The 19,505-nt window shown below is 71.5% G+C and carries 21 protein-coding genes and 1 pseudogene; 12 read left to right on the top strand and 10 right to left on the bottom strand.

Annotation, left to right across the window (positions count from 1 at the left end):
- Positions 1-53: 53 nt before the first annotated feature.
- On the bottom strand, positions 54-434 hold the full coding sequence (locus tag FRCN3DRAFT_RS0220435) for a VOC family protein (protein ID WP_051466318.1): 381 nt from the start codon (positions 432-434) through the stop codon (positions 54-56).
- 165 nt (positions 435-599) lie between these two features.
- The gene (locus FRCN3DRAFT_RS0220430) at positions 600-1,379 is read right to left on the bottom strand and encodes a tyrosine-protein phosphatase (RefSeq protein WP_007512164.1); all 780 of its coding nucleotides are present in this window, start codon (positions 1,377-1,379) and stop codon (positions 600-602) included.
- A 253-nt stretch (positions 1,380-1,632) separates the two neighbouring features.
- On the opposite strand from FRCN3DRAFT_RS0220430, the gene FRCN3DRAFT_RS0220425 reads away from it, so the two are divergent.
- The 3 genes from FRCN3DRAFT_RS0220425 to FRCN3DRAFT_RS0220415 are packed head-to-tail and all read left to right on the top strand — an operon-like array spanning position 1,633 to position 2,794.
- A complete protein-coding gene (locus tag FRCN3DRAFT_RS0220425) occupies positions 1,633-2,049 on the top strand; it encodes a phage holin family protein (RefSeq protein WP_007512163.1) in 417 nt (138 codons plus the stop codon).
- Entirely contained in the window at positions 2,046-2,525 is a 480-nt protein-coding gene (locus FRCN3DRAFT_RS49690) for a DUF3618 domain-containing protein (protein ID WP_007512162.1), read from the top strand. The genes FRCN3DRAFT_RS0220425 and FRCN3DRAFT_RS49690 overlap by 4 nt, the downstream gene beginning before the upstream one ends.
- Complete coding sequence (locus tag FRCN3DRAFT_RS0220415; RefSeq protein ID WP_007512161.1) at positions 2,522-2,794, top strand: DUF4235 domain-containing protein; 273 nt, start codon at positions 2,522-2,524, stop codon at positions 2,792-2,794. Before FRCN3DRAFT_RS49690 ends, FRCN3DRAFT_RS0220415 begins: the two co-directional genes overlap by 4 nt.
- Positions 2,795-3,206: 412 nt before the next feature.
- On the opposite strand, the gene FRCN3DRAFT_RS0220410 is transcribed toward FRCN3DRAFT_RS0220415, so the two are convergent.
- Positions 3,207-3,566, bottom strand: coding sequence for a type II toxin-antitoxin system PemK/MazF family toxin (locus FRCN3DRAFT_RS0220410; RefSeq protein ID WP_007512160.1), 360 nt, complete (start codon positions 3,564-3,566; stop codon positions 3,207-3,209).
- A gap of 324 nt (positions 3,567-3,890) precedes the next feature.
- On the opposite strand from FRCN3DRAFT_RS0220410, the gene FRCN3DRAFT_RS45420 reads away from it, so the two are divergent.
- A complete protein-coding gene (locus tag FRCN3DRAFT_RS45420; protein ID WP_007512159.1) occupies positions 3,891-4,397 on the top strand; it encodes a hypothetical protein in 507 nt (168 codons plus the stop codon).
- A 263-nt stretch (positions 4,398-4,660) separates the two neighbouring features.
- Positions 4,661-5,078 (top strand): annotated as a pseudogene (locus tag FRCN3DRAFT_RS57785) (nuclear transport factor 2 family protein).
- A gap of 247 nt (positions 5,079-5,325) precedes the next feature.
- Here the strand turns inward: FRCN3DRAFT_RS57785 and FRCN3DRAFT_RS0220390 are convergent.
- Both FRCN3DRAFT_RS0220390 and FRCN3DRAFT_RS0220385 read right to left on the bottom strand, forming a co-directional pair.
- A complete protein-coding gene (locus FRCN3DRAFT_RS0220390) occupies positions 5,326-6,012 on the bottom strand; it encodes an NUDIX hydrolase (protein ID WP_007512156.1) in 687 nt (228 codons plus the stop codon).
- Between the two features lie 305 nt (positions 6,013-6,317).
- The gene (locus tag FRCN3DRAFT_RS0220385) at positions 6,318-6,929 is read right to left on the bottom strand and encodes an NAD(P)-dependent oxidoreductase (RefSeq protein ID WP_007512155.1); all 612 of its coding nucleotides are present in this window, start codon (positions 6,927-6,929) and stop codon (positions 6,318-6,320) included.
- 99 nt (positions 6,930-7,028) lie between these two features.
- On the opposite strand from FRCN3DRAFT_RS0220385, the gene FRCN3DRAFT_RS0220380 reads away from it, so the two are divergent.
- The 4 genes from FRCN3DRAFT_RS0220380 (at position 7,029) to FRCN3DRAFT_RS55185 (ending at position 9,502) form a co-directional block, all read left to right on the top strand.
- Positions 7,029-7,493, top strand: coding sequence for a MarR family winged helix-turn-helix transcriptional regulator (locus tag FRCN3DRAFT_RS0220380; protein ID WP_007512154.1), 465 nt, complete (start codon positions 7,029-7,031; stop codon positions 7,491-7,493).
- Positions 7,494-7,702: 209 nt separating this feature from the next.
- Positions 7,703-8,920, top strand: a complete 1,218-nt coding sequence (locus tag FRCN3DRAFT_RS0220375; RefSeq protein WP_007512153.1) for an LmeA family phospholipid-binding protein — start codon at positions 7,703-7,705, stop codon at positions 8,918-8,920.
- Positions 8,921-8,963: 43 nt separating this feature from the next.
- Positions 8,964-9,293 carry a sigma factor gene (locus FRCN3DRAFT_RS57175; RefSeq protein WP_007512152.1) on the top strand — a complete coding sequence of 110 codons (330 nt, stop codon included), beginning with the start codon at positions 8,964-8,966 and terminating at the stop codon, positions 9,291-9,293.
- The gene (locus tag FRCN3DRAFT_RS55185; protein ID WP_007512151.1) at positions 9,248-9,502 is read left to right on the top strand and encodes a hypothetical protein; all 255 of its coding nucleotides are present in this window, start codon (positions 9,248-9,250) and stop codon (positions 9,500-9,502) included. The genes FRCN3DRAFT_RS57175 and FRCN3DRAFT_RS55185 overlap by 46 nt, the downstream gene beginning before the upstream one ends.
- Positions 9,503-9,510: 8 nt before the next feature.
- Here FRCN3DRAFT_RS55185 and FRCN3DRAFT_RS0220360 read toward each other — a convergent pair whose 3' ends face one another.
- The 5 genes from FRCN3DRAFT_RS0220360 to FRCN3DRAFT_RS0220340 form a co-directional block, all read right to left on the bottom strand.
- Positions 9,511-10,056, bottom strand: a complete 546-nt coding sequence (locus FRCN3DRAFT_RS0220360) for a dihydrofolate reductase family protein (protein ID WP_007512150.1) — start codon at positions 10,054-10,056, stop codon at positions 9,511-9,513.
- Positions 10,053-11,048 carry a helix-turn-helix domain-containing protein gene (locus FRCN3DRAFT_RS45415; protein WP_007512148.1) on the bottom strand — a complete coding sequence of 332 codons (996 nt, stop codon included), beginning with the start codon at positions 11,046-11,048 and terminating at the stop codon, positions 10,053-10,055. Before FRCN3DRAFT_RS45415 ends, FRCN3DRAFT_RS0220360 begins: the two co-directional genes overlap by 4 nt.
- Before the next feature lie 215 nt (positions 11,049-11,263).
- On the bottom strand, positions 11,264-12,481 hold the full coding sequence (locus tag FRCN3DRAFT_RS0220350; protein ID WP_007512145.1) for an RCC1 domain-containing protein: 1,218 nt from the start codon (positions 12,479-12,481) through the stop codon (positions 11,264-11,266).
- A gap of 189 nt (positions 12,482-12,670) precedes the next feature.
- Positions 12,671-13,480, bottom strand: coding sequence for a UbiA family prenyltransferase (locus FRCN3DRAFT_RS0220345; RefSeq protein WP_007512143.1), 810 nt, complete (start codon positions 13,478-13,480; stop codon positions 12,671-12,673).
- A 91-nt stretch (positions 13,481-13,571) separates the two neighbouring features.
- Positions 13,572-15,002 carry an MFS transporter gene (locus tag FRCN3DRAFT_RS0220340; protein WP_232794089.1) on the bottom strand — a complete coding sequence of 477 codons (1,431 nt, stop codon included), beginning with the start codon at positions 15,000-15,002 and terminating at the stop codon, positions 13,572-13,574.
- Positions 15,003-15,743: 741 nt separating this feature from the next.
- Here FRCN3DRAFT_RS0220340 and FRCN3DRAFT_RS0220335 point away from each other — a divergent pair.
- Genes FRCN3DRAFT_RS0220335 through FRCN3DRAFT_RS0220325 form a run of 3 tightly spaced genes read left to right on the top strand, consistent with a single transcriptional unit; the run spans position 15,744 to position 19,485 of the window.
- On the top strand, positions 15,744-16,964 hold the full coding sequence (locus FRCN3DRAFT_RS0220335; protein WP_007512139.1) for a glycosyltransferase: 1,221 nt from the start codon (positions 15,744-15,746) through the stop codon (positions 16,962-16,964).
- Entirely contained in the window at positions 16,961-17,980 is a 1,020-nt protein-coding gene (locus FRCN3DRAFT_RS0220330; RefSeq protein ID WP_007512138.1) for a hypothetical protein, read from the top strand. The genes FRCN3DRAFT_RS0220335 and FRCN3DRAFT_RS0220330 overlap by 4 nt, the downstream gene beginning before the upstream one ends.
- Positions 17,977-19,485 (top strand): glycoside hydrolase family 130 protein, encoded by a 1,509-nt coding sequence (locus tag FRCN3DRAFT_RS0220325; RefSeq protein WP_007512136.1) that lies wholly within the window; start codon positions 17,977-17,979, stop codon positions 19,483-19,485. Before FRCN3DRAFT_RS0220330 ends, FRCN3DRAFT_RS0220325 begins: the two co-directional genes overlap by 4 nt.
- Positions 19,486-19,505 lie beyond the last annotated feature (20 nt).

The following is a 19,505-nucleotide window of genomic DNA, read 5'->3' as shown; positions in this document are numbered from 1 at the left end:
TGCCCGATCCACCGGGAGCGTGTCCGCGCGATGTTCGCCCTGGCCGGCGACCTCTACAGGTCTGGTGGGACGAGGGTGGTGAAGCAGAACGGATGGCCGGCCGGGTCGAGCATGACCCGCCAGCGCGGATCGGACTGCGGCTCCGCCACGCGGGCCCCCAGTGCGACCGCGCGGGTGACGGTCTCGTCCAGGTCCGGGCCGGCGGACAGGTCGAGGTGCACGATCGAGCTGCCCGGCCAGACCGGTGGCTGGTACCCGGCCACCCGCTGCGGAACGAGCACGACGCCCGGCACCCGCACGCCGGCGCTGCTCTCGCTGCTCCACAGCTGCGTGCCGCCGAGCAGTTCGAGGTAGAACCTGGCGAGCTCCTGCGGATCGGCGCAGTCCAGCGACACGGCCACGAAACGGACCGCGTTGTCGGTCGAGTCGGTCACCTGGCCACTAAAACACGCGGCTGGTACCCGCGGCGGGCGGGTACGGCCGGCTCCCGCGCGGTCCGGCCGGGCCCGGGCGGGCAGCGCGCCCGCCCGGGCGTGGCCGATGACACGGCGGGTTGGCGGCAACCCGCCGCGGAAACCGGCCACGGAGTTCTCCTCCGGTCAGCTCGGCTCGATGATCATGTCGCGCCAGCGGCTGATCTGCTCCTCGGTCACGCCGTTCGCGACGAGGAAACCGGCCACGCCGCCGGGCGCGGCCTCGACGATGTCCAGGATGCGGATGATGGCGCGCGGGTCGAGCGCGAGAGACCCTAGGGATCCGGTGGACTGGTCCGAAGCGGCCCGTTCGCGCAGGTGCCGGTACTCCTCCCGCTGGACCAGCGCCTCCCGGACCGCCTGGATCCGCTGTTCCGTGGCGAGATAGTCCGCGACGATCGCGTCGCGGTCGACGCCGGCGACGGCGAGCAGGACCGAGGTCACGATGCCGGTGCGGTCCTTGCCGGCCGCGCAGTGCACGAGAGCGGGCGTGCGCGGGCCCGACACGAGGAATTCCAGGATGCGGGCCAGTCCAGGGCCGGCCCCTTCGAGCATGAAGGCGTAGAACGTGGCGTAGTCGTCGCCGATGCGGCTACGCAGCGCCTGCTGGTCCGAGAGACCGGTGAGGTCCAGGAGCGGCTCGTGCAGCCAGGTGACGCCGAGCCGCGGAAACCATTCGGCCGCCCTGGGGTTCTCGAAGGGCGCGCGTAGATCCACGACGCCACGCAGCCCGATGTCGTCACGCAGTAACGCGATGTCCTCGGTGGTGAGGCCGTCCAGGTTGTCGCCGCGCAGCAGCACGCGAGGGCGGACGGTCCCCCCGGCGGCGGGCAGCCCGCCGAGGTCCCGCACGTTGTGGGCCCCGGCTAGCTCGATCCAGCTGGGCACGTGGTGGGCGGTAGTCATCCCAGAACCGTAGAACTGACTGATGAAGCGCGGGTGAACATGCGCTGGTCAGCCCGGTTCGACTGGCCGAAACGGCGGCGGCCGGCCGGCTGGGAGTCGCGGGCCGCCGGGTGGCCGATGGACTGGCCCGATCGGTGGGTCCGGCGGCCCGGTGGGGCCCAATCCGGCGCTAGCAGGTGTATCACGGTTCGCTCGGGGCAGAGCCCGATCATCGAGATGTTGTTCATACCAGCCAGGAGTGTCGAGGTCCGCCATGTCAGTCGGTAACGAGGTCCGGGCCCCGGTCAGCGATGCCTCCGCCGGGGAGTTGGTGTCTCGCCTGTCCGAACAGGTGAGCCGGCTCGTGCACGACGAGCTCGCGCTCGCACGGGCGGAGATGACCCGCAAGGGAAAGAAGGCGGCGCTGGGCGGCGGAATGCTGGGCGGCGCCGGAGTCGTGAGCGTGTTCGGCACCGGCGTGCTGATCACGGCCGCCGTCCTCGGTCTGGCGACCGCGGTCTCCGCGTGGCTGGCCGCGCTGATCGTGGGTGCCGTCCTGGTCGCGATCGCCGCGGGCCTCGCACTGACCGGCAAGAAGGAAGTCAGCCAGGCGACCCCGCCGCTGCCCGTCGACGCCATCGAGGGCGTCAAGGACGATCTTCACACCGTCAAGGAGGCACGACAGCGATGACAGACCAGACCGCGTCCGCTACTGATCCCGACGTACTGCGCGCAGACCGGGACCGGACCCGCGCCGAGCTTGGCGAGACCGTCGACGCTCTGACCGGCAAGCTCGACGTCAGGACCCAGGCCCGGACGAAGGCGACCGAGGTCGGCCAGAAGGCGGCCCAGTTCGGCGCGGCCACCCGGCAGAAGGCCGTCGACGTGACGACCCCGGCGATGCACAAGATGGCCGAGGTGACCGCTCCGGCGATGCACAAGGCGGCGGAGGCCACGGCGCCGGCTCGGCACAAGGCGGCCGAGGTGACCGCCCCGGCGATGCACAAGGTCGCCGAGGTCACCGCGCCAGCCCGGCAGAAGACGGCCGAGCTCACGGCCCAGCTCGACCAGCGCACCGGCAGCAAGCTCACCGCCGCCCAGAAGGGCGCGGCCGTGGCCGGCGCGGCGGTCGTCCTGATCTTGGCCGTGAGGAGGAAGCGCGTGTGAGCGTGGGGAAGAAGATCGCCTACAAGCCTGTCGGCATGGCCAGCGGCCTGCTGGCGGGAGCCGTGTCCGGAGCCATCGTCCGGAGGGTGTGGTCGAAGGCCGCGGGCGAGGACGAGACTCCTGGCGCGTTGCGGCTGGATCACACCTTCGTCGAGGTGGTCCTCGCCGCCGCTCTGCAGGGCGCGGTGTTCGCCGCGACCAGCGCGGCCGTCAACCGCCTCGGCGCGCACGGCTTCCGGCGCGCGACCGGCGTGTGGCCGGGAGATTGACCGGCACCACGACCATGGGAAGCCGGCGCGACCAGCGTTGGCCGCCGTCCGGCCGAGGTTCAGGAAGTGCGGGTGTAGGGATCGCGGACAGATGGCCACTCACCGTGATGGTTGGCCAGTAGATGGCCACCGGCCGGGATAGTTGGCCAATCCGCGGGAGGCGCCGGGTGATGCCGGTCCGGAGCGGTTCTGCCGCCGTCGCGGGCGCCGGGAAGGTCGGCGCGAGATCATGTCCGTTCCCAGGGATCATGAGAGGTTCCGTGGGAGCCAAGAAGTGATCTGAGAAGTCCCGGTGGGTCTGAGAAGTTGATCGGCGTGTGTCGGCTGATGTTCCGTCGAGCCCCTCTGTCGCTGGATCGACGACCTTCGCGACCAATGGACCCGTAGCGACCTGCCAACGGCTCTACGATCATCAACCATCGGCTCCCGCAGCGTCCACCTGCTCCAGGCCACTGAGACGGAGAGCTTCGTCGAGCTCGCCGAGCTTCGCGGGCGACAGGCTTCCGGCCTTCTCGATCATGTCTGCCCTGGTCAGGGTGACCAGCCACGTGCAAGGAATGAGGCCTGGGCGTGGGAGCGCGACTCGCAGGACACCGCCCAGGGGCAGTCCCTCGGGGGCGCCCACTGCCACCTCGACAGCCACGCCGCTGATCTCGATGTTCGCTGGAGCGACGACCTGTATGGCCCGGAACCCACCGGGCTCCTCTCCCGAGAGCAGAACGACCGGCCGCCGCTCATCGAAGTCCACCCACCAGACTTCGCCGCGTTCCATGTGTCCTCCTACACGAGACGGCAGGCGCACCCCGCACGACCGCGCAGAACACGCATCGGTCGTCAGCCACGCCCGGACCTCCCTCACCGACGACCATCACATCACTACGACGATCATCCGGTCGCCGAAATTCTCAGCTCCGATGGGACTCGCCCGGTCCCGGACGTCCCCCGCACTTGAGAAACACCAGGTCACGGCCTCCGGCACTTCTCATGATCCCTGGGAACGGACAGACCAGCGGCTCGGGTCTTCGAGATCGGGGCGTGGGGCGGCGGCGTCTTCAACAGCGGTGCCTGGCTGGTCGTCGACGAACGCCGCACGGACGTGCACTACCGCGATCTCGACATCGTCGAGGAGGAGCTCGCCGCCGCGGCCGAGGGCCGGTTCCGCATCGAGCCGCTGATGTTCCACCTCGCCGGCATCCCGTCCTACCTCGTCCTCGCGGAACTCGCGGTCAGCAGGGTGCTACGCGGCCGGCTGCCCACGGTGCGCTACCCGGCGGCGCTGCGGGAACGGGCGCCCAAGATTTGGTGGGACAACGCGCGGCTGACCTTCGACTACGCCCGGGTCAACCACGCCCGCCATGGCCGGCTGGCCCAGTGCGCCGGGCTGGTCGCCCAGGCAACCTCGCAAACCGCGCACGCCGTACTCGCGGCGCGCGGCGAATGGGTCACCAACGACAAGACCCTGCTCACCCGCGCGGACCTGCGCCAGATCGACCACTTCATCGCAGACGCCCACGCCGATCCGAAAGCCGCCCGCAGGCTCGTGGACGTATCCGAGGAGCTTTGCGCGGCGGCGGTGCAGGCCGTGCTCCACCCATTGCCCTGACCTCAATGAGGCACGAAGCAGGCGTCCACGCCCTGAGGGATGCCCGCAGTAAAACGGCGAGCCACACAGCGAATGGTGACCCAGGTCACACAGGATTGCGGTCCGGGGGCGAGGGAGGCGTACGCCGAATACAGGCAGGCCGACGAAGGAGTTGACCTCAAGCGGACTTGAACTCTTAGCCTGACCGCCGCGGGGTCAAGCGGTCTTATCGGCCCGCACCTCATCAACGGCGGCCGTTCGGCGCAGGAGCATTAAGGAGCACCGTGCCTCATCTGAGGGACATCACCGATCGAGCGGAACTTGCCGCCCTGGTCAGTCAGCTTGGGCGCTGGCTGGACACCGGTGACGACAAGGAGGGGCGCGTAATCTTCCACGAGGACGCCATCATCCACAGCGCTCGCGGCGGCGCCACGGGGATCGACGACATACTCGAGTATTCGCGGCACCAGCGACGACAACGAAAACTCTCAGCATCTGATCACCGACGTGCTCGTCGAGCTTGACGGGGACCGCGCCACCATGACGGCGAACGAGCTTGTCGCGTACTTCCCGTCGAGGACGGTCTTTCCCTCGCTCTCGAGGCTCGTCGGCCTGCGTTTCGCGTTCCAGGCGCTCCGCACCCAAGACGGGTGGCGGCTCACCCGCGTTGAGGTCACACCGCTCTGGCGGCAGGAGGCATGACCGCGCTCCCGATCACACCCGTCCACCTGGCCGGGTTCACGGCCTTCGACGTCCGCGGGCACGCTCATGGGCCAATCGCCGCATTGGCCAACAACGGCCGCGTCCGGCGGCGCTGGCACTGGCACTGGCCAACAATCGCGGCATGCCAGCTCGGAGTGGCCAAGTAGATCCGATCCCTACAGCGGGAGCGCGGCCGCCGAACCAGGCGGCCGCGCTCTTCTGTGCCGTCGGTCTGCTGGCCCGGGGATCAGGTGGCGCGTTCGTACCGCCAGCCGGCGTCGAGCATCCACAGCCGGTGGCGGGCGCCCTCCCGGGCGGCGGGCGCGGGGCCGGTGTATCCCTCGTCGCCGTGCCACATCGCGAGTAGTCCGCCGGGGACCTGGGTGAACTGGGTCTCGAACAGCTCGGGCGGTACGCCCGCCGCGGCCGTCAGGGCGTCGGCGACGCCGGCGTGCGGCGCGAGCGTCCACAGCGTCACCCAGGTCGGTGGCAGCAGCTCGAGGCTGCCCTGGTCGCGCGCCGACAGGGCGTCCGCCGGGCGTATCCAGCGATGTTCGGTGATCTCCGCGCCGTCCACGACGACGTCCTGCTCGGGTGCCCGGCCGAGCAGCATCCAGGTCAGGAACCGACGCGCCGCCACGGCGGGCGGGCACCAGTGCGACAGCGGGATCAGCTCGGCGCCGTCGATGTCGATACCCGCCTCCTCCGCGGTCTCCCGCACCGCGGCCCGGCGGGCGGCCGCCAGCTCGGCGGACCCGTCGTCCGGGCTCCCGCCGCCGAGGTCGCCGGGATCGACCCGCCCGCCGGGGAACACCCACGCACCGGGCGCGAAGGATGCCGACAGGCTGCGCCGCAGCAACAGCACCTCCGGCCCCGACGGCCGGTCGCGCAGCAGAACGGCACTGGCGGCGGGCACGGCCAACGGCGAGGTCATACGGCCGATCGTAGGACGGGCCAGGTGAGAACGGACGCAGTCGCCGGGTCACCGTGGCCGTGGCCGGGGCTGATGACGACACGGACGGGCCTCGCCGGTCGACACGAGGTAGGGAGTGGGGGCCTGCTCGGCAGGCGGCCGCGGCTCGCCCGCCCCCGTCAACAACACCGTGGAACGCGTCACCGGCCACCTCGCCCGACGACCGTTTCGCTCCTGGGCCGAAGCTCACCGGGCGCATTTCCAGCGCGGCTGACGCCACCCCCGGCGCCGCGTGGCCCGGAGCGCGCTGACGTCGGAGCTGGCGACTACGAGGTGATGGCGACGGCCTGGCGGACGAGGTCGTCCCGGGCGAGCTGGGCCAGCATGAAGTCAGCGAGATCGGCGAACGAGATCCTGGAGGAGAACGACAGCCGCAGGTCGGTGCCCGCGCGGTAACGCGCGGTGTGGTCGCCCTGCGCGAGGACAGCCGGCCGTATGACGGTCCAGGCGGTGTCGCTGGCCCTGATGAGTTCCTCCATTCCTTCCTTGTCCCGCATCAGCGACCTGATCAGGACGCGGTTGACGGCCACGTAGAGACTGCGGTGCCGGCTGTCCGCCACGCCGTAGCCACTGACGGCGACCAGACGGCGAACGCCGTGGGTGCTCATCGCCGCCAGGATGGCGCGCATCCCGTCCGTGCACACCGTGGTGCCCCACCTGCGCTGGCCCAGGGCGCTGAGCACGGCGTCGCCGCCGGCGACGACATCCTTGACGGCCTCCGGGTCGCGGACGTCGCCGGCCACCGGCCGCAGCCGCTCGTGAGCCGCCAGCGTGCCGGGGTCGCGGGCGAGCGCGGTGACCGTGTGGCCCTGCCGCAGCGCCTGCTCGAGCAGGTGGCGCCCCGTGTGACCGGTGCTGCCGAAGACCGCCAGATGCATGCCGCGTTTCCTTCCACCACAAGAACAATTGGAGAGTCCAAGCATTGCGGCGAATGCTTGGAGATGTCAAGCATTGGAGTCTCCACGTAGCATCGGTGGGTGGGTGACACGCGCGACCGCCTCGACGAGTCCTCGGTTCAGATCCTCATCCAGCAGGTCGTCGCCCTCGCGGCCGAGACCACCACCCTCGCCGTGGACCTGTTGAAGGAGCTCGACCTCACCGAGCCGCTCGTCAACGTCCTGTGGCGGCTTGCCCCCGACGCGCCGGCCCCCTCGATGCGGACCCTGGCGGCGACGCTGAACTGCGATCCGTCCACCGTCACCTTCCTGACGGACCGCCTGGAGCAGCGAGGCCTCGTCGAACGACGGCCGGGCCCGACGGACCGGCGCCAGAAGGTTGTCGGCCTGACCCGCCAGGGTGCTGTGGTTCGCGCGCGGTTCGTCGAGACACTGACCGCGCGCTCCCCGTTGGCTCGGCTGTCCCCGGACGAGCAGCGGCACCTGCGGGCGCTGCTCACCAGGGCAGGCGCCGATCCGAGCCTGTTCACCTGCCAGGCGATCTAGCACGGTGTTCCTGCCGCCGATGACGCTGGCCAGGAAGCTGCCGGTCGCCCGGAACAGGGTGTTCATCCCCTTGGCCGCGGCACGCGTCCGCCTCGGGCGCAGTACGAAGCGCGACGCTTCGGAGCCGACACGGCGGCCGGGTGCGAGAGTGGTCGCTGAAGGCCGGCGGAGCCAGGGTTCTGGCGTGACGGGGAGCGGGAGACGATTCGGTGAACCAGGAGCGTGACGAGGACGGGCAGGAGCCCGGAGACGTCACCCGTGTCCCGCCGCCCGGAGCATCCCGGGGATGGCCGGAGGCGGCGGACACCGACGGATCCTCGACCCAGCGCATTCCTCGCCGGACCGTGCCGCCCCGCTCGACACCAGTACCCGCGCGGGCCGCGGGCTCCTTCGGCCCGACCGATCCTCCACCGCCCGCGAGCTCCTACCGCCCGGGGCAGGCGGCGCGACCGGCCGGTGCCGAACCATGGGACGAGACCCGGGCATGGGCGCGCCCACCCCACCAGGACAGCGGTTACGAGGTGATATACCCGGCCGCGGCCTATGGCGGCTTCGACGCCGGGCCACCCGGCGCGTCCGGCGGCCAGCCGCCGGACGGGTTCCCTGGGGCAGGCACCGGGGTGGAGCCACCGCCGACCCGGTGGCGCTGGCCCCGGCGGCGCGTCCTCATCCTCACCGCGATCCCGCTGGTGCTGATCCTGCTGTTCGTGATCGTCGACCGGGTGACGGTCACGGTCGCCGAGCGGGAGATGGCCAAGCAGCTCAAGACGAGCGTCGTGGAGAACGTGGCCTGCGGGGCCGCCCCACCGACCGTGAAGGACGTCAGCATCGGCGGTTTCCCGTTCCTCACCCAGGTGCTGTTCGGGAAGTTCCAGAACGTCGGCGTGACCGTCGAGAACCTCTCCACCCCGCAGCTGCGGATCGCCTCGATCCAGGCGAACCTCAAGGGCATCCACGTCCCGTTCAGCCAGATCATCGGTAACGACGTCGGTGAGGTGCATGTCGACAGCGCCCAGGCGACGGTCCGGGTCCGCTACGACGACCTGAACACCTTCCTGGCCGGCCAGCCGGGCGGGCTCCAGATCAACCCGATGGACAACGGGCGGCGCGTCGAGATCTCCGGCACGGCGGACGTGCCGCTGCTCGGAACCCAGCAGGTGGGCGGGGTCACCACGTTCGAGGTCCGGGACAACAAGCTCATCCTGGTTCCCACCGAGATCACCCTGCGCGGGGCGTTCAACCTCAACATCCCGCTGGGCGGCCTCGGCGAGCTGATCCCCTCGATCCCGATCCCGGTCGGCGAACTGCCGTTCAAGCTGGACATCACCAGGGCGTCGACCGACGCGTCGGGCCTGTCGCTGTCGGCGACCGCCACGGACCTCGTGCTGCCCAAGGCGGAGACCACGCCGCGCTGCCAGCCGTCGTAGCCGCGGCGGCATCGGCCCCGGCGGGGGCATAGGTTCTGCGGTGATGTCCGACGGTGGGGGAGCGCTGGCCGCCGACGAGTTCGCCGACGCCGCCGAGCGGCATCGCCGGGAGCTGCGGGTCCACTGCTACCGCCTGACGGGCAGCTTCGACGAGGCCGAGGACCTGGTCCAGGACGCGCTGGTGCGTGCCTGGCGCGGCCGCGGCCAGCTCGACGACCCGTCGAGTCTGCGCGCCTGGCTGTACAGGATCGCCACCAACACCGCCTGGACTTCCTGCGGTGCAACGAGCGGCGGCCGCGACCTCGCCAGGAGGTCGGCCCGCGGGGTGTGCGCGTCGTCGGCGTCTGGACGGCCGGGCTGCCGGAGACCCTGACCGCCGAGAAGCTCGAGGCGGTCACCGGCGCGCCGCTGCCGCCGGAGGCCGTCGCCGGCATCGCCGCCAACCTGGACTCGCTTCGGATGACCGGGCGTTCGCCGCGGCTCGCCGAGATCGCCGCCACGGTCACGTTTCTCGCCAGCGACCACGCGGCCGCGATCACCGGCACCTGGATCAACGCGACGAGCGGGATGTACCCGAGCTGACGGCCAGGTCAGGCGCGGGGGCCGACGACGTCGTAGCGGGCGCACGCGAAGGCCCGGTTGCGGGTGACCTCAACGAGGCGCAGGTCGAGCCGACGGGGCAGCAGCGGCTTGCCGGCGCCGAGGGTGACCGGGGCGAAGGAGACGATGAGGTCGTCGAGGAGACCGTGGTCGGCGAACTGGCCGGCGAGGTCGCCGCCGCCGACCACCCAGACGTCCTTCGTCCCGGCGGCGGCCGCCGCGGCGGCGTGCACCGGCCGGATGTCGCCGCGGGCGAACCGGATGTCGGCCCCGTCGACCGGCTTGAGGTCACGGCTGGTCAGCACCCAGCTCGGCTGCTGGTAGTCCCAGGTGCCGCCGGTGGAGATGTGGTTGTCGAGGAGCCACTGATAGGTCGACGATCCCATCACGAGCGCGCCGACGTGCTCGATGAACTCGTTGTGGTTCATCGGGCCGGCCGGGTCGATGTCCTGGGTGACCAGCCAGTCCAGCGAGTGGTGCTCGTCGGCGATGAAGCCGTCGAGGGTGGTCGCGGTGTAGTAGGTCGTGCGGCTCATCGGTCGTTCCCTTCCGTCCCGGTGGTCGTGTCGTCGTCGGTCTCGTCGCCCGGCCTGCCGGCTGGGTCGTGCTCGGTCTCGCCGCGCACGGCGCGCAGCCACATGATCGGATCGCCGTCGTCGACCTCGCGTCCCGCGGCGCGCAGCAGGTGGCGCACCAGCTGACGGCGGTGCGCCGCGTAGGTGACGATGTGCGCGACGACGCTGCTGAGCACGAAGCTCTCCGGCGGGTCGCACAGCGCGTCGATGAGCCGGTCGTTCCACGCCCCGCGGGCCTCGATGTCGCGTACCACCGCCAGCCACCGGCCGGCGGTGGCGTCGTGGCGTTCCAGCAGCCGCGCGACGCCGTCGTTCTCGTCCCGCGGCGGCAGGTCGAGGCCCTCGATCGCCGCGAGCCACACCTCCTTCGTCCAGATGTGGTGCTCCAGCACTGCGGCGATCGACCTCTCGGGGCCCTCCCAGGACGTCACCGTCGGGAAGGGAAGCCGCTCGGCGCGGAGTTCGGCCTCGGGCAGCCCCTTGGCGATCTCCAGGAGATCCCGGGTGTCGTCCAGGTCATGGCTGACCAGCTGTTCGGTGAGGGGGCTCATCGTGTTCTCCGTGGAGTGCACCCACAGCGACATCGGCGGGTGGTAGTGGATGCCGTTGGGCGCGGGCAGCCAGTGGCTGCCCGCGGGCAGGCTCGGCGGGTGGCCGAAGGCCCGGGTGAAGGCACGGGTGAAGCCGTCGACGGACTCGTAGCCCGCGGCCCAGGCCGCGTCGGTGACCGTCGACCCCTGCCGCAGCTGCCAGGCCGCGCGCTCCAGCATCACTCGGCGCCGCATCGCCACCGGCGGCTCGCCCGCGTTCCGCGACAGCAGCCGGCTGAAGTGGAACGGCGAGGAGTACGCCTCACCGGCCATCTCGTCGAGGGAACGCGGGACGCCCTCGTCGGCGCCGGCGAGCACCGCGTCGAGCAGCTCGCGCAGGCGGTCACGTCCGGGTTGCTGCATGGGGTCAGTCTGTCGGGCGCGGCACGGCCCACGCCCGACCGATCTTGCTCAGCCTCGTGCGACGAACTGTCCCAGGTGATGGGTGACGCCTGGGACAGTTCCCGTCGCGGATTCCTGGATTCTCGCTGCTACCCGGGTGACAGGCCGGGTAGCAGCGAGTCCGATGTACTCATCCGGTTAGCGGTTGGTAAGGCCGGACGGGTGCGAGGCCCGTCTCAGTTCACCGCGTACCCGCTGAGGCCGCCGCCGGCGATCGTATTGATGCCGCTCAGGCCGGTGACCCGGACCGGGGTCAGGCGGTTGGTCGTGGTGCCGTTCCCAAGCGCGCCGCCGGCGCCGGATCCCCAGGCCCACACAGTGCCGTTACTGCGCAGCGCATACCCGGTGTAGGCGCCGGCCGCGATGGCGGTGACCCCGGTCAGGCCGGAGACCTGGACCGGGGTCGGGCTGTTCGTCGTGGTGCCGTTACCAAGCTGGCCTTCGTAGTTGTACCCCCACGCCCAGACCGTGCCGTCCCCGCGCAGCGCATACCCGCTGTTGCTGCCGGCCGCGATGGCGATGATCTGGGTCAGGCCGGCGACCGGCACCGGGGTCAGTCTGCCCGTCGTGGTGCCGTCGCCAAGCGCGCCGAAGCTGTTGGATCCCCAGGCCCAGACCGTGCCGTCACTGCGCAGCGCATATCCCCGGTACACACCGCCGGCGACGGCGGTCACATCGGTCAGGCCGGAGACCTGCACCGGGGTCGGGCTGTCCGTCGTGGTGCCGTCACCAAGCGCGCCGGCGTTGTTGAACCCCCAGGCCCAGGCGGTCCCGTCGCTGCGCACCGCGTACCCGGTGTGCAGACCGCCGGCGACGGCGGTCACATCGGTCAGGTCGGAGACCTGCACCGGGGTCGAACGGTTGATGGTGGTGCCGTCGCCGACGGAGCCGTGGTTGTTCAGCCCCCAGGCCCAGGCGGTCCCGTCGCTGCGCACCGCGTACCCGTTGTGGGCGCCGGCCCCGACGGCGACCACATCGACCAGGTCGCTGACCTGCACCGGGGTCAGGCGGTCGGTGGTGGTGCCGTCACCGAGCTCGTTGTGTGAGTTGTCACCCCAGGCCTGGACGGCGCCGAAGGCCATCGCGTACCCGGTGCTCTCGCCGGCCGCGACGGCGGTGATTTCGTCTATGCCCGCGGTCTGGACTGGCGTCAGGCGGCCCGTGGTCGTGCCGTCGCCGAGCTGGCCCTGGCCGTTGGCGCCCCAGGGCAGGACAAGGCCGGGCCCCGGGTATTGGACCTGGTCAGAAGACCCCAGGAGCGCCGGCGCCGGTCCTTCCCCTGCCAGGACCGCCGGCCCGGGCGTGGCAGCTGTCGCGGCCGTGGGCAGGACGATCAGCCCCACGGCGGCCAGCGCCGCCGAGCACATCCCTGTTCGCCATTGTCGCTGAGACATGTCTGCTCCTTCTGTCTGAAGGACGGGCCACATCCCGTTGTGGCCACTCTGTGCGTCATTTCTAGTACACAGAGTGTTGTCAGCGAGCGGATATGTTGACCAAGCGTGCCTGTGTTGCGCCAGAACGTCGTTATTCAGCCTTGGCGGGACGGCCGGAACCCGGGTTACGGCCTCCGCCGCGGGAACGCCCTAACGCAACTGGGTACCGCTGGCGACGACCAGGGCGACGTCGATCGCGGCGATCGCCAGCGCGGCACGGAACGCGTGCTTGTCGCCGAGCCGGAGACCGATCGCCGTCAGCGCGGCCACGAGGGCGAGGACGGCGACGCGCCAGGTGCTGGGACCGGTCGGGCCGAGCAGGGCGACGACGGAGCCCGCGACGAGCAGCAGCACGGCCGACCAGCGCGAGCCGACGGCTCCGAGACGTTGCGGCAGCCCGCGCACGCCGGTCTGGGCGTCCGCCTCGAGATCGGGCAGGGTGTTCGCGAAATGCGCTCCACACCCGAGGAGCGCGCCCGCCAGCGGCAGCCACCACGGCGGCAGTGGATGACCTGCCTGCCCGAGAACGACGAACGTGGGCAGCAGGGCGAACGACACCGCGTACGGCACGACCGACAGTGGCGTCGCCTTGAGGCCGAGGTTGTACGCCCACGCGCTCGCGACCGCGCCCAGATGAACCCACCCCGCTCGCCACCCGGAGGCGAATGACAACGGGACGCAGGCAGCCAGCGCGACGGCGGCCGCGAGCGCGACGGTTCTCGGCGTGATGCCCCCTGCGGCGACGGGTTTCTCGGGCCGTCCGCCGATCGCGTCCCGATGGCGGTCGATGACGTCGTTGCTCCAGCCCACCGACAGCTGCCCTGTGACGACCGCGCCAGCGACCGCGGCGACCCCGGCCGCCGACCGTCCGACGGCGACCGCCAGCGCCACGGCGAACAGCGTCACCGCCGCGGCCGGCTCCGGATGACAGGCCCGCACCAGCGCACCAATCCGTCCCACAGCCACCAGCCTCGCAGACCACGTGGTTCGGGACCCACCGCCGTGGCGGCAAGGTCCAGATTCGACCAGAACCGTTCATGATTGGTGGCGGTCAACTGGTGGCGGGCCTCGTGATCGTCTCAAGGTCGCCGATCGGGGCCTTCGGCGGCTCGGGCGCCGGGCGGACCGGGATGGCCAGCTCGACCAGGGTGGCGACGAGCGCTCCGGCGGCGCCGATCGCCAGGCAGACGCGGATGCCGGTCTCGGAGGGCACGGCGACCGATCCGAGCTGGATCGTCAGCTGGCCGAGGACGAGGCCGACCACCGTGCTGGCGGTGGACGTGCCCAGCGAACGGGCCAGCGAGTTGAGGCCGTTGGCCGCGGCCGTCTCGGACACCGGCACCGATCTCATGATCAGGTTCGGCATGGCGGCGTAGGCGAAGCCGACACCGGCGCTGTTCACGATGTTAAACACCAGGACGCCCCACGCGGTGCCGATAAGCAGCTGGGCGAGGACGTTGCCAGCGCAGATGACCATGCTGCCGAGCAGCAGGCAGGACCGTGGGCCGAGAGCCTGGCTCATCCGCGCGGCCAGCGGGGAGAACGCCATCATGGTCAGGCCGCCGGGCGCCATCAGCAGGCCGGCCTGGAGCATGGACAGGCCCTGGCCGTAACCAGTCGCCGTGGGCAGCTGGAGCATCTGCGGCCCGAGCAGGTTCGCGGAGTACATCGCGAACCCGACGGCGACCGTGGCGAGATTGGTCATCAGCACGGGCCGGCGGGCACTGCTGCGCAGGTCCACGATCGGCGCCGTGGCACGCAGCTCCCACCTCGCCCAGGACCCGAGGACGATCGCTGAGACCACGAGGAGCCCGAGTACGGGCGTACTGGTCCAACCCCAGTCACCACCCTTCGAGATCGGCAGGAGCAGGGCCACCAGCCCCACCGCCAACCCGACCGCACCGGCGGCGTCGAACCGCTGCCGTACCCGGACCGGCGATTCCGGCACCACGGTGATGATCAGTACGGTGAAGACGCAGCCCAGTCCGGCGGCGAACCAGAACGGCGCGTGCCAGCCGAGATGCTGGGCGACGGTGGCCGAGAGCGGCAGACCGAGCGCGCCGCCCACGCCGAGCGAGGAGCTCATCAGCGCGACCGCCGGGCCCAGCCGCCGCGGCGGCAGCACGTCTCGCATGATGCTGATGCCGAGCGGGATGACGGAGATACCCAGGCCCTGCAGCGTTCGCCCCAGGACCATGAGGAGCAGGGTCGAGCCCAGCGCGCAGACCAGCGAGCCCGCCGTCAGGGACACCACGGCCGTCAGCATGAGCCGGCGCCTGCCGTAGAGGTCCCCGAGCCGGCCCAGCAGCGGCGTGGCGACGGCCGAGGTGAGCAGCGTCGCGGTGATCACCCAGGAAGCGTTGGCGGTGCTGGTGTGCAGCAGCCTGGGCAGCTGGGGGAGCAGCGGGATGACCAGGGTCTGCATCAGCGAGACCATGGTGCCGGCGCCGGCCAGCACACCCACGACTCGCCGGCTGGACACGGGGGCCACCGGGGGCGTCGGCGCCGGCGGGGACAGCGGGGCGCTCACTGGCAGGGGCCCCACCCGCTGGGCCTGGATGAATGCATGACGCACATCATGTGCGCTGGCCAGCTCACCTGCATCGTGCATGCGGCGTGCATCATGCACGAGCGGACGGCGACCCATGTCCTGACACGGGCGTCGCCTGATCGCTGCCGAGTTCCCGCCGCACGGCTGGGAATTCGCGGTCGGCGGACCGCGAAACATATCGGCGGACCGTCGAGACGACCGGCGTCCGGCGACCGGTACAGCCCTGCGCGGAAGGAGAATTCCCAATTTGCGCTCATACAATGACGGAAAGTAATAGTATGCAATCTCACGTTTGCGGACGCAAATGGCGACGGTGGTCGTGGCATCGGATGGCGCGCCTGTGGGTGCCAGGACGACACCGGGGCGACCAGCTCCGGGTGCCACCGGAAGTGGCGATCTGGTGCGCCAAATGACACGGCGAGACCCGGGGCTGTCTCCGTTTGCTTTTGGGGTTTGAGAGGGCTACAAATGAGTTAGCACTCAATAGGATCGAGTGCCAACCTCTGGCGCGACGAGTGTCTGGGCCAGATGGCCATCTTTTCGTTGCTGGCCCCCGCCGGTGCCGGCACCTCTCGCCGCGGGCGTGAGCCTCACATCGTGCATCCACGGAGCGCAGCGCTCGCGTGACCGCCGGCCGACTCGGTGTCGGCAACTACCGGAAGGCGGGCCTTCGTGCCCCTCCGTTACGGCTTTCTGAGCACCTATTTCCCGACGCAGTGCGGGCTCGCCACCTTCACGGCGGCCCTTCTCGGCGAACTGGCCAGCGCGGCGCCGGGCGCCACCAGTGGGGTGGTGCGACTGCTCGAGGCGCCGGCGGGGCCCGGCCGGCGACCAGCGGCCGTCGTGGGGGACCTGGTGGCCGGAACCGCGGGTGGCCCGCGCCGCGCGGCGCGGCTCCTGAACGGTTTCGACGTCGCGGTCGTCCAGCACGAGTACGGGGTCTACGGAGGGCCGGACGGCGACGAGGTGATCGAGGTTCTCGACAATCTCGAGGTGCCGGTGGTGGTCGTCCTGCACACCGTGCTCGTGAGCCCGTCCCAGCACCAGCGCGAGGTCATGGAGGCACTGGTCGCGTCCGCGGACGCCGTCGTCGTGATGACCGAGACCGCGCGGGACCGGCTGCTCGACGGGTACCACGTCCACCCGTACCGGGTCACGGTGATCCCGCACGGCGCGGCCGACAACCGCCGCGCCACGCCGGCGCGGTCCGCCCGGCCGACCATCCTCACCTGGGGCCTGCTCGGGCCAGGCAAGGGCATCGAGTGGGGCATCGCGGCGATGGCCCAGCTGGCCGACCTCGACCCGGCCCCGCGCTACCTCGTCGCGGGCCAGACCCATCCCAAGGTCCTCGCCCGGGACGGCGAGGCGTACCGGGAAGGGCTGGCCGCGCTGGCCAGCCGGCTCGGCGTGGCCGACTCCGTCGCCTTCGACCCCCGCTACCTCGACAGTGAATCGCTCGCCGACCTCGTCAGCGGCGCCGACGTGGTCCTGCTGCCCTATGACTCCGTCGACCAGGTGACCTCCGGCATCCTCATCGAGGCGGTCGCGGCGCTGCGGCCAGTCGTGGCCACCCGCTTCCCGCACGCGGTCGAGCTGCTCGGCGACGGCACCGGCCTGCTCGTGCCACACGGTGACCCGGCGGAGATCGCGGCGGCGGTGCGCGGCATCCTCACCGATGACGGCGTCGCCCGCGGGCTGACGAGCGCCGCCGCCACCCACGCACCCGAGCTGCTGTGGCCCGCGGTGGCGCGGCGCTACCGCCGGCTCGCCACCGGGCTGGCCGCCCGCACCGGGAGCAGGCCGGGTGTCGCACCCGTGCCCACGCCCCAGCGGGCGCTCGCGCCAGCGCCCACGCCCATGTCGATGACGGCGACGGCGACGGTGGCCCGGTGACGCCGGCGATCTCGTTCGCTCATCTTTTCCGGCTCAGCGACGACATCGGCCTGTTCGAGCACGCTCTTGGCTCGGTGCCGCGCCGGGAGTACGGGTACTGCGTGGATGACGTCGCGCGCGGGCTGGTCGTGCTGTCTCGCGAGCCGTCGCCACCCCTGGAACTCATTCGGCTGCTGGAGCTCTATCTCGACTTCGTGCTGGCGGCGCAGGCGCCGGACGGAAGGGTCGTCAACCGGCGCGACACCGAAGGCCGCTGGCGGGACGACCCCGAACTCGGCGACTGCTGGGGCCGGGCCCTGTGGGGGCTGGGCACCGCGGCGGCGCTGGCGCCCACCCGGCGGCTGCGGGCGCGGGCCCGGGCCGGGTTCCAGGTCAGTGCCGCCCGCCGTTCCCCCTGGCTGCGGGCCATGACCTTCGCCGCGCTCGGAGCGGGCGAGCTGCTGCTGGCCCACCCGGACGACGAGCCGGCTCGTACTCTGCTCGCCGACGCCGTCGCCGCGATCGGCCCGATCGACGACAGTCCCGGATGGCCCTGGCCGGAGCCCACCCTGCGCTACGCCAACGCGGCGGTGCCGGAGGCGCTGATCCTCGCGGGCATGTGCCTGTCAGACCGGACGGCACGCGCGGACGGCCTGCGGTTGCTGGCCTGGCTGCTCCACGTGGAGACCAGGGACGGAACGCTGTCGCCGACCCCCGTCGGTGGCCGGCGCCCTCGGGGCGATCCCAGGCCTGGCTTCGACCAGCAGCCCATCGAGGCGGCGGCCATCGCGGACGCCTGCGCGCGGGCCTACGCGGCGACCAGTCAGAACCGGTGGCTCACCGGCCTCGGGCAGGCGCACGGCTGGTTCCTCGGCGAGAACGACGCCGGCACGCCGCTGGTCGACGCCACGACCGGTGGTTGCCACGACGGCCTCGAACCCGGGGGGTGCAACGCCAACCAGGGGGCGGAGTCCGCGCTCGCCCTGCTGTCCACGGAGCAGCACGCCCGCCGGCTGCTGGCGCCGAGTACACCGTGACCCTTGAGTCGGACCTGGTCACCCGGCTTCCGCTCACGCTGGCCGCGGATCCCGGCAGGGTCATCGCGAAGCTCTTCCTCCCCGGCGAGGAGGGCGGCGAGGGGCACTCCCGGGCCGCGGGCATCGTGGACCGGGTGCTCGCTCTGGCCGAGGACGAGGTTGACGGCCTCGTCGCCGCCCTGCTCGACCGGTTCGAGCCCCGGCACCGGGACTACCGCGGCACCCTGGCGCGGCACGCGGCGATCGTGGCTCCCCGCGTCGCGGCGCCGGCCGAGCTCTCGCCGGCGCGCACGCTGCTGCTCGGCGCGAGCTTCACCGCCGAGTACGCGGTGGAAGGCGCGGCCGTCACCAATCCGTCGGCGGTCGCGCACCCCGACCAGTCGGGGCTGCCACCCGGCGCACTGCGCCTGGTGCTCAGCCTGCGCGCCGTCGGCGAAGGGCACGTGTCCTCGATCGCCTTCGCGGTCGGCGTGCTCGGCCCAGGCCCGACGGTGCGGCTGGAGTCACGCACCGGCCCGCTCACCACCGGCATGGTCGTACCGGTCGCGTGGGAGCGCGGCCGGCTGCGCTCCCTGCTCGCCGAGCATGGCCTCGGCGACGAGGTCACGCGCTCTGTCCTCGATGTCCTCGACGCCACCGACAGGAGTCTGGCCGGAGACGGGCTCGAAAAGGCCTTCACCAGCATGCCCGCGGAACTGCTGCGCCGTCCGCAGGCCGCCGGCATCCTGGCCGGGATCCGGTCCATCGCCGGATCGCTGCGAGGAGTCGAGTTCCCGCGGGACAGCGCCCTGACGCAGCGGGTCCTGTGGCCCACTGTCGCCAGCGAGAGCAAGGGGATGGAAGACGCGCGGTTCGTCCGTTTCACCGCGCCGAACGGAACCGTCGACTACCGAGCGACATACACGGCCTATGACGGCACCCACATCGTGCCACGACTGCTCACCAGCCCCGACCTGCGGATCTTCACGTCCTCTCCGCTCGCCGGCCCGGCGGCCCGGAACAAGGGGATGGCGCTGTTCCCCCGGCTCGTCGGCGGCCGTCACCTCGCGCTCTGCCGATCCGACGGGGAGACCACCGGTCTGACGGCATCCGACGACGGGCTGGTCTGGGAACCGTCCCGCCCGGTGCATGTGCCGAGGGCGCCGTTCGAACTCATTCAGGTCGGCAACTGCGGCTCACCCATCGAGACGTCGGCGGGCTGGCTCGTCCTCACCCATGGCGTCGGGCCGATGCGCACGTACACCGTGGGAGCGATCCTGCTCGACCTGGAGGACCCGTCCACCCTGGTCGCGACGCTGCCCGAGCCGCTGCTCACCCCGGGCCGGACCGAGACCGATGGCTATGTCCCCAACGTCGTGTACTCCTGCGGCGGCCTGGTCCATGACGGGCGGCTCTGGCTCCCCTACGGGATCGGTGACTCCCGGGTCGGGGTGGCGAGCGTGCCGGTCGACGCCCTGCTCGCGCGGATGACCCGGGCGACCGCCCGGCCGGCCGACCGGGCCTGACGCGCCTGACGGAGCTGACG

Origin of the sequence: Pseudofrankia saprophytica (assembly GCF_000235425.2) — a bacterium.
Lineage (GTDB): Bacteria > Actinomycetota > Actinomycetes > Frankiales > Frankiaceae > Pseudofrankia > Pseudofrankia saprophytica.
Note: the sequence above shows the minus strand (reverse complement) of the source record. Positions and strands in the feature narration are given on the sequence as shown.

Bases quoted from the DNA above. Each gene is read 5' to 3' on its own strand.
- FRCN3DRAFT_RS57175 (WP_007512152.1), top strand. From the start codon at position 8,964: ATGTCCGACGGTGGGGGAGCGCTGGCCGCCGACGAGTTCGCCGACGCC.
- FRCN3DRAFT_RS0220385 (WP_007512155.1), bottom strand. From the start codon at position 6,929: ATGCATCTGGCGGTCTTCGGCAGCACCGGTCACACGGGGCGCCACCTG.
- FRCN3DRAFT_RS49690 (WP_007512162.1), top strand. From the start codon at position 2,046: ATGACAGACCAGACCGCGTCCGCTACTGATCCCGACGTACTGCGCGCA.
- FRCN3DRAFT_RS0220430 (WP_007512164.1), bottom strand. From the start codon at position 1,379: ATGACTACCGCCCACCACGTGCCCAGCTGGATCGAGCTAGCCGGGGCC.
- FRCN3DRAFT_RS0220410 (WP_007512160.1), bottom strand. From the start codon at position 3,566: ATGGAACGCGGCGAAGTCTGGTGGGTGGACTTCGATGAGCGGCGGCCG.
- FRCN3DRAFT_RS0220425 (WP_007512163.1), top strand. From the start codon at position 1,633: ATGTCAGTCGGTAACGAGGTCCGGGCCCCGGTCAGCGATGCCTCCGCC.
- FRCN3DRAFT_RS0220390 (WP_007512156.1), bottom strand. From the start codon at position 6,012: ATGACCTCGCCGTTGGCCGTGCCCGCCGCCAGTGCCGTTCTGCTGCGC.
- FRCN3DRAFT_RS0220350 (WP_007512145.1), bottom strand. From the start codon at position 12,481: ATGTCTCAGCGACAATGGCGAACAGGGATGTGCTCGGCGGCGCTGGCC.
- FRCN3DRAFT_RS45415 (WP_007512148.1), bottom strand. From the start codon at position 11,048: ATGCAGCAACCCGGACGTGACCGCCTGCGCGAGCTGCTCGACGCGGTG.
- FRCN3DRAFT_RS0220360 (WP_007512150.1), bottom strand. From the start codon at position 10,056: ATGAGCCGCACGACCTACTACACCGCGACCACCCTCGACGGCTTCATC.